Here is a 14840-nt window from a genome sequence, read left to right on the forward strand (position 1 = left end):
AAGGCGGACGAACGGTGATTGCTAAACGTAATTATGGTAAGGATATAGATAAAAGCAGTATGGATAGGTGCCTTTATCGCTATCGTCATTTAGTCGAGAATGCCTTTGCTAGAATCAAGCAATATCGTTCAATATCAACTAGATACGATAAGTTAGAAAGGAATTATGCCAGTATGGTATCACTGGCATTTATGTTAATGTGGCTGCCAATGTATTGTTGAGTAATTTATGTACAGCAAAGATCAACAGCCCCTAAAAAGTGTGGACATACCAAACAGGGAAAAGGTAAATCAAACAATGAACAGAGCGACTAGCAGACGCAATTAAGTTGGATGCAAAACGAAAAGCAGAAGAAAAGCTGGGCAGAAAAATCAATTGCACATTTCACGATATCAAAGCTAAAGCTATTTCCGACTACGACGGAGCAACTAAAGATAAACAGCTATTTAGTGGTAATAAGACCGAGGCTCAGGTTAATACATACGACCGAAAAGTGAAAGTAACACCGACGTTAAACCCATCCAAAAAAGAAGATTTATTCTAACTGTATATTCTAAGTTAATTCTAAGTATTGATGATTTTAAAAAAATAAGATTTTATCTTATTGATTAAAAATGGAGGCGCGTCCCGGAGTCGAACCGAGGTAGACGGATTTGCAATCCGCAGCATGGCCACTCTGCCAACGCGCCTTGATGGTCTATCTGAATAGGCTACAAATATTATCACTGGCTTGACTAATCGTCAAGATTAAATAGATTATAATTACAGCAGTCACTTTATTTTTAACTAACCACAGTAAGAGTAAACAGCATATTCCCCAAAAAGATCGCACAAAATATGTGTTTAAATTTAATTTTATGCTAGAGCAAATTGTACAATATTATTCTGATGTTTCGGGATATTTATAGATCCAGGTAATATCTTGATAATTAGCAAATGCATTTGGAAATAAATAAACGCCACTTAAAAATGGAAAATTAATTGATTGCCAATTAACATTAAAATCAGGTTGAAATTTGATGATGGAATCAAAAAGTAACGTTGTACAATAAAGATGTGGCTCTTCACGGGGGGCTAATATGAAAGCTTCACCTTGCTTTGTTAAAAGATCATTAACAATTTGTTGTTGTTGCTCATTAGATATAAAATTAGGTCTTGCTATAGCATATGTTTCGGCTAGTTCAGGCGTTATAAACTCTGCTAGAGTTGATACAATAACTTGGTTAGGATGGTCCTCATCATCGCTAGTCGTAGCATGAATAATTCTAATTTCTGGATTGATTGATATAATCATACCAATATGTGAAAAATCACTACCACCTAATTGATTGACTATAAGACTATCGGTTTGTATACCTTTTCTAAAAATCCAATCGCCAACTTTTACTGAATATGGTATTTCGGTGGTTGGATTTGAAAAATGAACAGTATCATTAGCTAGAGCAAAATTTACTAGCATCATAATTAACATCATACAAAGATAATAGCAATATCTCATCAAAAATCGTTTCTTAATAAAAAAGGGTAATCACTATTTACCCTTTTTAGATTCTTCTAAAAGCATAATCTATATTGACGATAATATAGCTATTTAAGATTAATTAGCCATTTACCATCAGCTTTAATCACCGATATGTTTTTTTCCTCTTTTTTAGTAGCATCTTTAAAGATAACAGTAGTACTAACTATTGCCATATTTTTTTCATCATTAGTATATTTTACGAGTTCAGATTCGACTTTATCAAGTCCTCCATGTTCATCAGCAAATTGTGTACCTCGCTGTAGTGCTTCTTGCATTTTGCTTTTAACGAACATTCGCATATCCATACCTTTGTTATCATCATCTTTAGGAAAATTGATGAGATTTATAACAGTATCTGAATCACCTTTGTAGATCGCTGAGATAAATTTTTCTGCTACTTGTTCAGGAGAATCATTATTCGAACATGCAGTTACCATAAGTGCTAATAAAAATACACTTAAAAATTTCATTATCAATTTCATTTTTAATCCCATCATCAATTTAAATTATAATTAAAATATTACATAAATTCCCTTTGGTAAAAATAAACATCATCAAAGGAAATGATGTTAAATAATACTATATAATCAAATGATTGCAAAGTAATATGGAATAATAACTACTATTTAAAATTTAAAAGGATATCTTGCCAACTTTGATCTAATTTAGCTTCAATAATCATTGGTTTATGTTGGGTTGGATGTTTGATTTCAAGTTTGCTTGCATGTAACATCAATCGTTTGATATTAAAATAAGTTGCAAATGCACGATTTTGATGTAAATCACCATGTTTGCTATCCCCCAATATCGGATGGAAAATATGTTTCATATGGCGACGTAGTTGATGTTTACGGCCGGTTTGTGGTTTTAATTCAACAAAACTATACCTTGCTGTTTCAAATTTGCCAACCTTAATCGGAACTTCAATTTTGCTGATAGATTTGTAAAATGTGACGGCATCTTGTGCTGGTTTATTCTTATTAGTAAATTTATCTGCAATTTTATCTAATTCTTCAACTAAAGGGTAATCAATCACCGCTTCCCCCTCAACATAACCGCGCACAATCGCATGATACGTTTTTTCAATTTGTTTTTTTGCAAATTCTTCTGACATAATTCTTGCTACATCACTAGAAAGAGCAAACAACAAAACACCAGAGGTTGGTCTATCTAGCCTATGTATAGGGAATACATGTTGACCGATTTGATCACGCAATGTTTGCATCACAACAACTGTTTCATTTTTATCTAACCAACTGCGATGCACAAGCCAACCAGATGGTTTGTTAATGGCAATTAAGTCATCATCTTGATAAAGAATTTCAAACATAGAATATTTATTAAAATATCAATTATAAAAAGAGTTCTTCAAGCTCTTTAGCTATATTAGGGCCATTATTATCACCAATGGCATAATTTGCTTTGGCTTTCACTTCATCATCAGCATTACCCATCGCAATCCCTAATCCAGCAATAGATAACATACTTATATCATTATAACTGTCACCAAAAGCGACTATTTCGCTTAAATCAATATTTTCGTACTCTGCCCAGTGAGTTAACCCATTTCCTTTGGTATTTCCTTTAACTGCTACATCTGCTCGATTTGACCAAGACCATTCACACGAAAACATACCTAAGGAATCAACTGCATTTGAAAATTGTTGTAAAGCAGGTATATTATGACTACTTGTTGCAAATTTAAAAATAGCGTCAGATTGCTCAATAACTTTTTCAAAATCATCTACTTTTTTAATTTCAGGTTGTAAAAACTCAGGCAATGATTTAACCCACTTAAAAAAGCTTTCTAGATGATCATCTAACAATTCATAAGTCATCATTTTATCAGTATAAATTAATGTATGAATACCATATTGATTGACAAGATTTAGTAGCATTCGAGCCTGATCTTTCGTCATTGGTTTAGCGGCAAAAGCGTTTTGTTTCTCAAAATCATAGATATAAGATCCATTACAACAAATTGCCGGGGTTGATAATTTGAGCTGATAGTAATAAGGATAAATTACAGAATGATGCCGCCCTGAAACTAAAATAACTTTTACACCTTTAGCTGTAATTTTTTCAATGGCCGCTATTGTTTCTGGTAAAATTAAACGATTGCCGGCTAACAACGTACCATCCATATCAAAGGCTACGGCTTTATACTTCATATAATACCTCTTTTCATTTCTGATCTTAGCTATAAAGACTGGCTAAGTACTAAAAGTTCAATAAAATTATAATTCTATTTTTTGACGACCAACAAACGAATGCGATAAGGTGGTACCATCTACCATTTCGAGTTCACCACCAACTGGAACACCATGAGCTATTCTTGTTGCTGTTACATTAAACTCTGCACACATTTGCGCAATATAATTAGCTGTTGCATCACCTTCGACGGTGGGATTAGTGGCTAAAATAACTTCGTTAATTGACTCTGAAGATAGCTTTTTTTTCAATAAATCAAGACCTATATCACTAGGGCCAATACCATCTAAAGGTGATAAATGCCCTAATAATACAAAATAGCGACCACTATACTGCCCTGTTTGTTCAATAGCTACTATATCTGCTGGAGTTTCAACCACACAAAGCTGCTCACTACTTTGACGACGAGCATTTGCGCAAATAGTACAGGTTTCTTGTTCGGTAAAAGTTCGGCATTCCTTGCAATGGCCGATATTTATCATTGCTTCATGTAGCTCATGAGCTAATTTAATGCCACCTTGTCGATTTCGTTGTAATAAATGAAAGGCCATTCGTTGCGCCGATTTTGGACCAACACCAGGTAAACAACGCAATGCTTCCATAAGTGATTCTAATAATGGGCTTATCTGCATGAATTATTTGGTTTCCACATATTTGATGTTTTAAGATAATAATACCTTTTTTAAAAAATCTATCAAACAAGAATTATTCTATTGTTTAATTAACTAACGATAAAATCAAAAAGATTGCAGAAAATAAGTAGGTAGGATGTTACATAACGTACAATCTATGTTATAAAAGCACATATTCAAATATATAATATTATTATGTATAAATTTTTAGACTATCTTTTGTTCTTGCTACGATGATAACTTTTTGGTTCTTCACCTTTAAAAAGGCGCATAATGTTATTATTATGGCGAATAATAATCAAACACGAAAGCATTGCAACTGGTAAAGTAAGCTCAGGTTTGAATAACCAAACATAAAATGGTGCCATAAGAAAACCAACAACTGCAGCTACCGAAGAATAGCCTGTAATTAGTAAAGTAAGTAACCAAGTTAAAATAAAGCAACCTGTAAAATCAAACCCAATTGGAGCCATCATACCTAACGCAGTTGCAACTCCTTTTCCTCCACGAAAATGAAAAAAACAGGGGAAAATATGTCCTAAACAAGCAAAAATACCAATAATACCTAAAAAGAAGGGTGTAATACCAAGCCGATATGAAATATAAACAGGAATTGTACCTTTTAACATATCAAAGATTAAAACAAAAATGGCTGGTAATTTGCCATTGAGTCGTAAAATATTGGTTGCTCCAGGATTGTGAGATCCATGTTCTGAAGGATTAGGTAAATGCATGATGCGACTAATGATCATTGCACCAGAAAGCGAGCCCAAAATATAGGCGACTATGATCATCAATACAATTAGCAATGTCAAAATACACCCCCTTTCATCAACCACACCATGCTGATAATTGCACTTAAGAATCTTACCAAACTCGTCGTAAATCCAGTTTCTGTCTATTTTCAGTACTTATTTAATTTAATTTAATTTAATATAAATTAAAGTATATAAAAAGACTGGGCGTTGCTCCTCGCCCGTTCTTTATATGCTAATTAATAATAATCCTAGACTACTTTTTGTTTTTCCAACAACGGTTTTAAATATTTTCCAGTGAAGGAGTGTTTAGATTTCGCAACCTCTTCTGGCGTCCCTTCGGCAATAATTTCCCCGCCACCATTACCACCTTCTGGTCCTAAGTCCACAATCCAGTCTGCTGTTTTAACTACATCCAAATTATGCTCGATAACAACGATAGTATTGCCTTTATCTCGTAATGAATGTAATTGCGTTAATAATTGTTTCACATCGGCAAAATGTAGCCCAGTTGTTGGTTCATCTAAGATATACAAAGTACGACCAGTATCTCGCTTAGATAATTCTTTTGCAAGTTTTACTCGTTGCGCTTCACCACCCGATAATGTTGTTGCTGACTGTCCAATGGTAATATAAGAAAGCCCAACATCAATCAATGTTTGCAGTTTGCGTGCTATCATTGGCACGGCATCGAAAAACTCGCGACCTTCTTCAACTGTCATATTTAAAATTTCGTTAATAGACTTTCCTTTATATTTGATCTCTAAGGTCTCACGGTTATAGCGAGCGCCATGACACTGATCACAAGGAACATAAATATCAGGCAAAAAGTGCATTTCAACTTTGATTAAACCATCACCTTGACAAGCTTCACAGCGTCCACCCTTAACATTAAAACTAAAGCGCCCTGGATTATAGCCTCGAGCTCGAGATTCTGGTACACCAGCATAAAGTTCACGGATAGAAGTAAAAAATCCAGTATAAGTTGCTGGATTAGAACGTGGCGTACGTCCAATTGGGCTTTGGTCAATCGCAATTACTTTATCAAAATGGTTAAGTCCTTTGATTGATTTATAGGGTGCTATTTCAGTTTTTTCTGCACCATTGAGTTCGTTTTGGGCAAGGGGATATAAGGTATCATTAATTAAGGTTGATTTTCCCGAGCCCGATACACCAGTGATACATGTAAATAAGCCAACTGGAATATTTAATGTCACATCTTTAAGATTATTGCCGGTTGCACCAATAAGAGATAACATTTTTTTCTTATCGACTTTGGTGCGAATAGTTGGTATTTCAATTTTTTCTTTACCGGATAAATATTTTCCTGTTAAAGATGTTTTACATGCCATTATTTGTTTGGGTGTTCCCTGAGCAACAACTTCACCACCATGAACCCCTGCCCCAGGACCAATATCAATTACATAATCAGCAGCCATAATAGCTTCTTCATCATGTTCAACGACTATAACAGTATTACCTAAGTCACGTAAATGCGTTAAAGTGTCAATCAGACGAGTGTTATCTCGCTGATGCAATCCAATAGAAGGTTCATCTAGCACATACATCACGCCAACAAGACCTGCACCAATTTGGCTTGCTAATCGAATACGTTGTGCTTCACCACCTGATAATGTTTCAGCGGATCTTGAAAGCGTTAAATAGTTAAGTCCAACGTTAATCAAAAATTGTAAACGATCGTTGATCTCTTTCAAGATTTTTTCTGCAATTTGAGCTCGTTGCCCAGTCAATGTCAATTTATCAAAAAAATCCTTGGCTTGTTGCGTACTTAAATCACTAATTGTTGGTAAATTTGTATCATTAATAAACACATTTCTTGCTGCCGTACATAACCTAGAACCACCACAACAAGGACAAGGTCGATGGCTAATATATTTTGCTAGCTCTTCACGGATAGTTTGTGATTCAGTTTCTTTATACCGACGAGCTAAATTATTAATAATCCCTTCAAATGGATGTTTACGCTTAACCACATCACCACGATCGTTTGAATAAACAAACTGAATTTCGGTATTACCTGAACCATTTAATAAAATGTCTTTTATCTTTTCAGGTAATTTTTCATACGGTATATCAATGTCAAACTTATAATGATCTGCTAATGATTTTAGCATCTGGAAATAGTAAAAATTGCGACGATCCCAACCTTTAATCGCACCAGCAGCTAATGAAACTTCTGGCATCTGAACAATACGTTTTTGATCAAAATATTGTTGCACACCCAAACCATCACACTCAGGGCACGCACCAGCAGGATTATTGAACGAGAATAATCTCGGTTCTAATTCAGAAATACTGTAACCACAAATAGGACAAGCAAAATTAGCCGAAAACAAATATTCTTCAGCTTGTGGATCATCCAAATTGGCGACTTTAACAATACCATTAGTGATCGAAAGAACCGTTTCAATCGACTCCGCTAAACGAAGTTTTAAGTCGTCACGAATACGAAAACGATCAACAACAACTTCAATGGTATGTTTTTTTTGCAATTCAAGAATTGGCGGATCAGAAAGATCATATACATCACCATCCACTCGTACCCGAATATAACCACTAGCAGCAAGTTGCTCGAACAGTTTAACAAACTCCCCTTTACGCTCAGTAACCACAGGGGCAAGTAGCATATAACGATTATCCGTCGGTAACGCCATGATACTATCGACCATCTGAGATATCGTTTGTGCAGCTAACGGTAAATGATGATTTGGACAACGAGGTTCTCCAATTCGAGCAAAAAGCAAACGTAAGTAATCATAAATTTCAGTGATAGTCCCTACTGTCGAACGAGGGTTATGCGAAGTTGATTTTTGCTCGATCGAAATTGCAGGTGATAATCCTTCAATATGATCTACATCAGGTTTTTCCATCAATGATAAAAACTGACGAGCATACGCCGACAACGATTCAACATAGCGTCGTTGCCCTTCGGCATATAAAGTATCAAATGCTAACGAAGATTTACCTGATCCAGAAAGACCTGTAATAACAACTAATTTATCTCTTGGAATGGTTACATTAATGTTTTTTAGATTGTGCGTTCTCGCACCACGAATATCGATATCTTTGATTGACATAGATCTCTTCTTTTTTGTGTTTTTAAACAAAATGGATAGAAAATTAACTGTATATTATACCAGTAACATTTGATTAAATATACAACTATATAGTTGAATATACTACGTGGCTAATTTTATACTAAAACACAGTGTTACCTGAAACTTTTTAACAAAAAATAAACTAAAAATATTTATTTTTACAGCAGAAAAAACGGCCATTAATGACCGTCATTTGTTGATTCAACTTAGTATGTCAATTTTGGCGTCGCATCAACAGGAATAATTGCGCCGCGATACTGTATAACCGTGCCAGCCACCAAGTGCCCTTGTAATGCTGACTGAGAAGGGTTCCTTCCACTTAAACGAGCCCCAAGATAACCTGCACTAAATGAATCACCAGCGGCCGTAGTATCAATCACTTTATCTTTAGCAATTTTATTAGCAGGAACTTCAAAACGACCATCAGCAGAATCAATAATACAGCTATCACTGCCACGTTTAATAACAATTTCAGTTACACCAAATTGTTTTGTACGCTCAATAACTTGCTCATAAGGTAGCTTACCCCATAATAAATCTTCGTCATCTAATGTTAAAAATGCAATATCTGTAAAGCTAAGAATATCAGCATAAACACTACGAGCCAAATCAAGGCTACTCCATAAACATGGACGAAAATTATTATCAAAAATAACTTTACCGCTATTAACTTTAACACGTTTTAAAAGATCTAATAATTTAAGGATACTTTCAGCATCTAAAATAGCAATACTAATACCGCTCAAATATACATAATCATAATGTTCAATTTGCTGAATTATTCTATCTGTTTCAGTTGTTTTCAACCAAAATTTAGCAGCAGCATCATTACGCCAATAATAAAAAGACCGTTCACCATGTTCATCAGTAACAATAGAATAAAGCCCCGGCATTTTATCAGACATTCTTTGTACTAAATCTGTTTGAATGTTTTCTGTTTCCCAACAATCTAACATTTCTTGACTGAAGGGATCGGTACCAAGCCCGGTTACATAATGTATTGAAAAATCATTATCTTTTAGTAAACGAGACAAATAAACCGATGTATTAAGCGTATCACCACCAAAACCACGCGTAGTCGAATCCTGATTCATCGACAATTCAATCATACATTCGCCAATAACAGCTATTTTTGTAGTCATAATATACTTATCATCTTTAACCTTTTTATAAATAATCTAACGCGATTTTTACCACAACTTTGCGAACTGTTTCGATATTATTATCAATTGCACAAAGCGGTTTATGCACTTCATTAGGTAAAAACACGATAAAATCATTTGGGTGTAATATCAACAAGGTTTCTTCTTTTGGTGTTTCGATAAAAGCAATATCATTTTCTACTAATTTATTATCTAACACTTTTGTATATGGCGGTAACGTACTTACTGCCATACCCTCTTGCCCAACTAAAACAATCTGAACGTCAATATATTTTTCATGATATTCTGGATTAGCATCGTGGATATATCGCGATGTACTATCTGACACAATAAAAAACATATTATCACCATCAATATCGTAACGCCCAACAGGCGTGTTATTATTGACATTATCTTTAATATATTCAATTGATTGCTTAATTTTTTCGGGTAAATAAGGAATTAACCCTAAATGATTAATATTACCTAAAATCATACCAAATGATCCTTAAAATATTGATGAAAATTAATACAAATAACCAAATTAGTTGTAACTAACTTATACTATGATAAAGTTAATTAAATTGATAAAGAGTCTATACATAAGTCACTTGTTTTTGTAGATTCTTTGACATATTTCTTCACATTTGTTTGTTTTCATCACTTCGATGATATGTGATAACTGTGATTTAAATATAGGTTGTTGAGTTATTAATTGTTCGGCCTTTTCTATGATTGCTTTCTTTTTCGATTCTGGGATAAATTTTGCGTAATTTTCAGCTGATTGTTCTAATGTGGTGATAATATCCAATTTAGATTGTTCAGTTAAACAATCTGGTAAAGCAATCCACTTAAATCCACCGTAGTAATATTTTAACATTTCTGATTGCATCATTTTCACACTATACTGTATGACTCCACCTCTTTCATTATCGGGAAGTTCTTTATAAAACTGATTAACATGAGGAGATATTGCCGCAAAATATTTTATATTAAAAGTGCTTAATAAAATAATTTCTTGTTGAAATCGTTTTAGGTTATTTGTTAGATCTTGGCTAGTTATTTCATTTGATTTATTTGATAAAAAGGTTAAATAAATCTCAACTATATGGTTAATATAATTGGTTATATCTAATTTTTCATCTATTTTATCTTTTGAAAAATTCTCAAGAAGTTTGGGATCAGTAAATTGGCTAAGAATTTCTTTACCTTCTTTTGTATATAACCTAGGTAATGTTTTTTGCGCTTCAAATTTTTTGGTTAATTGATAGAGCCTCGTGCGTTCTGAGTGATAATTTAAACCTGTAGCATTCGCAAAGCAACTAGTTAAAATTAATATGACACTTATTATTAACTTCATCATTTGTTATTCCTTATTTTATAATTGTCAAAATTTGGTTACTTAGCCTTGGCAATTTGCGCTTTTAGCATGGCTAGCCTACTTTGCCCTTGTTGCATTTTTTTTTCAGGTGATAATTCGTTACGCTGATCTTGCCACTCCAAGTCGTCTTGTGGCAGTTCTAATAAAAATCGACTCGGTTCAACTTGAAGGGTTTCGCCAAATTGTTTACGTTGCCGGCTAAAAGAGAAAGTCAGTTCTCGTTGCGCCCGAGTAATACCAACATAAGCTAAACGGCGCTCTTCTTCAATGTTATCTTCATCAATGCTAGTTTGATGAGGTAATAAACCTTCGGACATGCCAATCAAGTAGACATAAGGAAACTCTAATCCTTTAGATGCATGTAGTGTCATAAGTTGTACTTGGTCGAGTTCTTCTTCGGACTCGTTACGTTCTAACATATCACGCAAAGTAAATCTCGCGACAGCTTGTTCAAGTGTCATTGCTTCATCAATATCATCACCTTGCAACATATCATTTAACCAACTGACCAATTGTTCTACATTGCGCATGCGCATTTGCCCAGATGTTGGGGATGATGAGGTTTCATAAATCCAGCTCTCATAATGAATCCCGTGTAGAAGTTCATAAATTGCTTCCATGGGTTCAGTATGAGATTTTTGAATAAGGGCATCAAACCAATGTATGAATTCTTGTAATGACTCCATACGTTTACCTGAAAGCAATTGGGTCAACCCCATATCATGGCTTGCTTGATATAAACTAACACCTCGATGATTAGCCCATTCGCCAAGTTTTTGAATAGTTGCTGGACCAATTTCTCGTTTTGGTGTGTTGATAATACGAATAAACGCATTATCATCATCTGGATTAGTTAATAATCGCAAATATGCCATTAAATCTTTAATTTCAATTCGAGCAAAAAATGATGTACCGCCAGAGATTCGATACGGTATCCGATATTGCATGAGTATCTTTTCAATTAGTCGTGCCTGATGATTGCCACGATATAAGATAGCGTATTGACCATATTGACTGTTATGCGCAAAACGATGGCCAATAAGGTGATTAATAACTTTTTCGGCTTCATGCTCTTCGCTATCGGCTGAAATAACTTTTAATGTTTCACCATAACCCAGTTCTGAGAAAAGTTTTTTTTCAAAGATATGTGGATTATTTTCGATTAAGATATTCGCTACTTTTAAAATTCGACCCGATGATCGGTAATTTTGTTCTAATTTGATCACTTCTAAATTAGGAAAATCTTGTTTAAGTAATACTAAATTTTGTGGTCGTGCACCACGCCAAGAGTAAATAGACTGATCATCATCACCAACAACAGTAAATTTAGCTCGGTTACCAACTAGTAATTTGATAAATTCGTACTGACTTGTGTTTGTGTCTTGATATTCATCAACCAACAAATAACGAACTTTGTTTTGCCATTTTTCGCGAACTTCTTCGTTGGTTTTTAATAAGAGTGTGGGCAATAATATAAGATCATCAAAATCTAATATACTGCAAGCTTTTAATTGTTTTTCATACAATTGATAACAGTGAGCAAATAGTTTCTCTTTATTCGTCTGAGCTCTTGCCATCGCAATAGTTGAATCAACAAGATCATTTTTCCAATTTGAGATTGTTGAGCGTAATTGATTAATCAAATCCTTATCATCTTCTAACCATTGATGAGTTAGTTCCTTGAGTAGCGCTGTTTGATCATGATCATCAAATAGAGAGAAGTTAGATTTAATTCCCAGATGAGTATACTCTCGGCGAATAATATCCAATCCTAGCGTATGGAATGTTGATATTTTAAGCCCTCTTGCTTCTTGTTTGCTAAGTGCTTGGGCTATACGCTCTTTCATTTCGCGTGCAGCTTTATTCGTAAAGGTAACCGCAACAATATGGCGTGGTAAATATTCTTTAACACGAATTAAATAGGAAATTTTGTTAATGATAACCCGAGTTTTTCCAGAACCTGCTCCAGCTAAAACAAGGCACGGTCCTGAAACATATTCAACGGCTTTTTGTTGACTTGAATTTAAACGCACAGAATAAAACCATTAGGAAAAATGTGGGTTAGTATATAACGATATACTAGTAGCGCGCAATTAGCGTCATTATTGAGCAAATATAATTGCTATTTTGTTAAATATTATTTGATGAATGTTAAAGCCTGTTCAACAACCTCGACCCCTGCCCCTTTTTTATGCGCATTTTCACTAAGATAACGCCGCCATTGCTTTGCTCCTTTACGTCCATTAAATATACCTAAAGTATGCCGCATAATATGGTTAAGTTGCGCACCTTGCATTAGCTGTTGTTCGATATAAGGGTAAAGTGCTTGAATAGCAGATAGGGGATCAATGATGGGGGTATTTGTGCCAAAAATTTGCGTATCAATTTCAGTAAGTAACAATGGATTTTGATATGCCTCTCGTCCAACCATCACTCCATCGACATGCTGTAAATGGCATTTTATTTCATCAATCGTTTTTATGCCGCCATTGATGACTATAGTTAAATTGGGATAATCTTGTTTCAATTTATAAACACGATCATAATCAAGCGGTGGAACTTCACGATTTTCCTTTGGACTTAATCCTGATAACCATGCTTTGCGCGCATGTATAATAAATGTTTTGGTGTAAGGCATCACCTTTTCAATAAATTGACATAAAAAAATATAGCTATCGCAATCATCAATACCTATTCTTGTTTTTACCGTGACGGGAATATCAACCTGATCTTGCATCTGAGCAATACAATCGGCAACCAAATTTGGATTTCCCATTAAACAAGCACCAAACATACCATTTTGTACGCGATCTGATGGACATCCCACATTTAAGTTGATTTCGTCATAACCACGTTCTTGCGCTAATTTTGCACATTGCGCTAATGCGTTAGGATCACTACCGCCTAGTTGCAAGCTAACTGGATTCTCTTCATTGTTGAAAGCTAAATAATCACCTTTCCCAAATAAAATTGCGCCTGTAGTCACCATCTCAGTATATAGCAATGTTTTTTTTGTTAAGATTCGATGAAAATAACGGCAATGTTTATCTGTCCAATCTAACATAGGAGCGATAGAAAAACTATTTAAACTTAAAATGTTATGCAAAATCACCTCGACATTAATTTAAAAAATGCTATTCTATTCGTCGCTTTCAAATAGAGCAATAATATAAGGAATAAAAATGAATACAAATCAAACAAATACAATTTCTTTTCAAACAACTGAATTATTAATAAAACATATGCGTTTTATTGCTACTATGCAACAAGTTTTTGGTGTTATTTTTATAATTGCTGGCGCTTTTACATGTCTAGGAATAATTACTGCTATTGTTGGCATTCCTCAAATTTTTGCTGGAATAAAACTTTTCAAATCGGGAAGTGCATTTAGCTTAGCTGCAAGTCTTCGAAAAGGAGACGATATCGTTGGTGCTATAGAAAATCTTTATGGTTATTGGAAATATTTTCTAATCACATTTATCGCTTCGATTGTATTTATTTTTTTATACATTGTAATTATTATTTCCATTTTTGTTACATACAGTAATGGTTATTACTAACAATTATTACTTTAATCTAGAGACTACTGATCTTCCAATTTTGGCACTTTTTCAAGTAAGTATCTAGTAGCCTAGTTCTAGGCATAACGAGTTGTTATTGTTAATTTTTGGCTAGATTAAATTATGACAACATCTTTATGCCTTTTGATTAAAAAAAAACAATTTAGTACTAGGGCGTGTTGATCTTTCATGATTATTTTTTAGACGGCATGATGTGAGTTATAATAATTCAGCCAAAAACAACCCTAACTCGATTCATCATGCCAAGAACAATGCTAACAGATAAACGGTGGGAAAAGCTACTACAAATAATGAAAAATACCGGCCGAGTTTATAATAAATCCGAGCATCGGATGACGTTTGAAGGGATCCTTTTCCGAATGAGAACCGGTATTCCTTGGCGAGATTTGCCAGAAGAGTTTGGTGAATGGAGCACTGTCTATAGGCGATTTAATTTGTGGTCTAAAAAAGGAATATTAGTTGATATTTTCAAACATTTATCACAACTAGCGGATTTT

The 14840-nt window shown here is 34.2% G+C and carries 15 protein-coding genes, 1 tRNA gene and 1 pseudogene; 4 read left to right on the forward strand and 13 right to left on the reverse strand.

All coding sequences use genetic code 11. The annotated features are described in order from the left end of the window. Together A9G38_RS07025 and A9G38_RS07030 are read left to right on the forward strand one after the other, a co-directional pair. A partial coding sequence (locus A9G38_RS07025) for a transposase (protein ID WP_141671736.1) occupies positions 1 to 221 on the forward strand: 221 nt, incomplete at its 5' end. A 110-nt stretch (positions 222 to 331) separates the two neighbouring features. Further along, positions 332 to 544, forward strand: a pseudogene (locus A9G38_RS07030) (tyrosine-type recombinase/integrase); the annotation flags it as partial. Positions 545 to 615: 71 nt separating this feature from the next. Here A9G38_RS07030 and A9G38_RS07035 read toward each other — a convergent pair. The 13 genes from A9G38_RS07035 to dusA all read right to left on the reverse strand — a co-directional run bounded on the left by A9G38_RS07035 (position 616) and on the right by dusA (position 13826). Continuing rightward, positions 616 to 689: transfer RNA gene (locus tag A9G38_RS07035), tRNA-Cys, on the reverse strand. A 191-nt stretch (positions 690 to 880) separates the two neighbouring features. Then, entirely contained in the window at positions 881 to 1474 is a 594-nt protein-coding gene (locus tag A9G38_RS07040; RefSeq protein WP_176713240.1) for a YiiX/YebB-like N1pC/P60 family cysteine hydrolase, read from the reverse strand. 113 nt (positions 1475 to 1587) lie between these two features. Further along, complete coding sequence (locus tag A9G38_RS07045) at positions 1588 to 2004, reverse strand: DUF4878 domain-containing protein (RefSeq protein ID WP_176713241.1); 417 nt, start codon at positions 2002 to 2004, stop codon at positions 1588 to 1590. A gap of 140 nt (positions 2005 to 2144) precedes the next feature. Further along, complete coding sequence (gene truC, locus A9G38_RS07050; protein ID WP_065623201.1) at positions 2145 to 2852, reverse strand: tRNA pseudouridine(65) synthase TruC; 708 nt, start codon at positions 2850 to 2852, stop codon at positions 2145 to 2147. 22 nt (positions 2853 to 2874) lie between these two features. Then, a complete protein-coding gene (locus tag A9G38_RS07055; RefSeq protein ID WP_034914751.1) occupies positions 2875 to 3693 on the reverse strand; it encodes a pyridoxal phosphatase in 819 nt (272 codons plus the stop codon). A gap of 66 nt (positions 3694 to 3759) precedes the next feature. After that, on the reverse strand, positions 3760 to 4365 hold the full coding sequence (gene recR / locus A9G38_RS07060) for a recombination mediator RecR (protein ID WP_034914748.1): 606 nt from the start codon (positions 4363 to 4365) through the stop codon (positions 3760 to 3762). A gap of 212 nt (positions 4366 to 4577) precedes the next feature. After that, positions 4578 to 5180, reverse strand: coding sequence for a glycerol-3-phosphate 1-O-acyltransferase PlsY (gene plsY, locus A9G38_RS07065; protein ID WP_034914745.1), 603 nt, complete (start codon positions 5178 to 5180; stop codon positions 4578 to 4580). A gap of 191 nt (positions 5181 to 5371) precedes the next feature. Then, positions 5372 to 8212 carry an excinuclease ABC subunit UvrA gene (gene uvrA, locus A9G38_RS07070; RefSeq protein WP_141671757.1) on the reverse strand — a complete coding sequence of 947 codons (2841 nt, stop codon included), beginning with the start codon at positions 8210 to 8212 and terminating at the stop codon, positions 5372 to 5374. Between the two features lie 233 nt (positions 8213 to 8445). Further along, positions 8446 to 9381: a sugar kinase gene (locus A9G38_RS07075; protein WP_034914739.1), complete on the reverse strand. Its 936-nt coding sequence runs from the start codon at positions 9379 to 9381 to the stop codon at positions 8446 to 8448. Positions 9382 to 9406: 25 nt separating this feature from the next. Then, positions 9407 to 9877 carry a YhcH/YjgK/YiaL family protein gene (locus A9G38_RS07080; RefSeq protein ID WP_034914738.1) on the reverse strand — a complete coding sequence of 157 codons (471 nt, stop codon included), beginning with the start codon at positions 9875 to 9877 and terminating at the stop codon, positions 9407 to 9409. 111 nt (positions 9878 to 9988) lie between these two features. Continuing rightward, complete coding sequence (locus tag A9G38_RS07085) at positions 9989 to 10744, reverse strand: hypothetical protein (protein ID WP_065623203.1); 756 nt, start codon at positions 10742 to 10744, stop codon at positions 9989 to 9991. Between the two features lie 35 nt (positions 10745 to 10779). Beyond that, positions 10780 to 12795 (reverse strand): DNA helicase Rep, encoded by a 2016-nt coding sequence (rep, locus tag A9G38_RS07090; RefSeq protein ID WP_034914733.1) that lies wholly within the window; start codon positions 12793 to 12795, stop codon positions 10780 to 10782. Between the two features lie 104 nt (positions 12796 to 12899). After that, entirely contained in the window at positions 12900 to 13826 is a 927-nt protein-coding gene (gene dusA / locus A9G38_RS07095) for a tRNA dihydrouridine(20/20a) synthase DusA (RefSeq protein WP_080702378.1), read from the reverse strand. Between the two features lie 118 nt (positions 13827 to 13944). On the opposite strand from dusA, the gene A9G38_RS07100 reads away from it, so the two are divergent. Beyond that, positions 13945 to 14322, forward strand: a complete 378-nt coding sequence (locus A9G38_RS07100; RefSeq protein WP_051634320.1) for a DUF5362 family protein — start codon at positions 13945 to 13947, stop codon at positions 14320 to 14322. Positions 14323 to 14582: 260 nt separating this feature from the next. Continuing rightward, the coding region (locus tag A9G38_RS07105) for a transposase (RefSeq protein ID WP_141671662.1) at positions 14583 to 14840 on the forward strand (258 nt) is incomplete at its 3' end.

Source organism: Gilliamella sp. Imp1-1, assembly GCF_001690415.1.
GTDB classification, from domain to species: Bacteria; Pseudomonadota; Gammaproteobacteria; order Enterobacterales; family Orbaceae; genus Gilliamella; species Gilliamella bombi.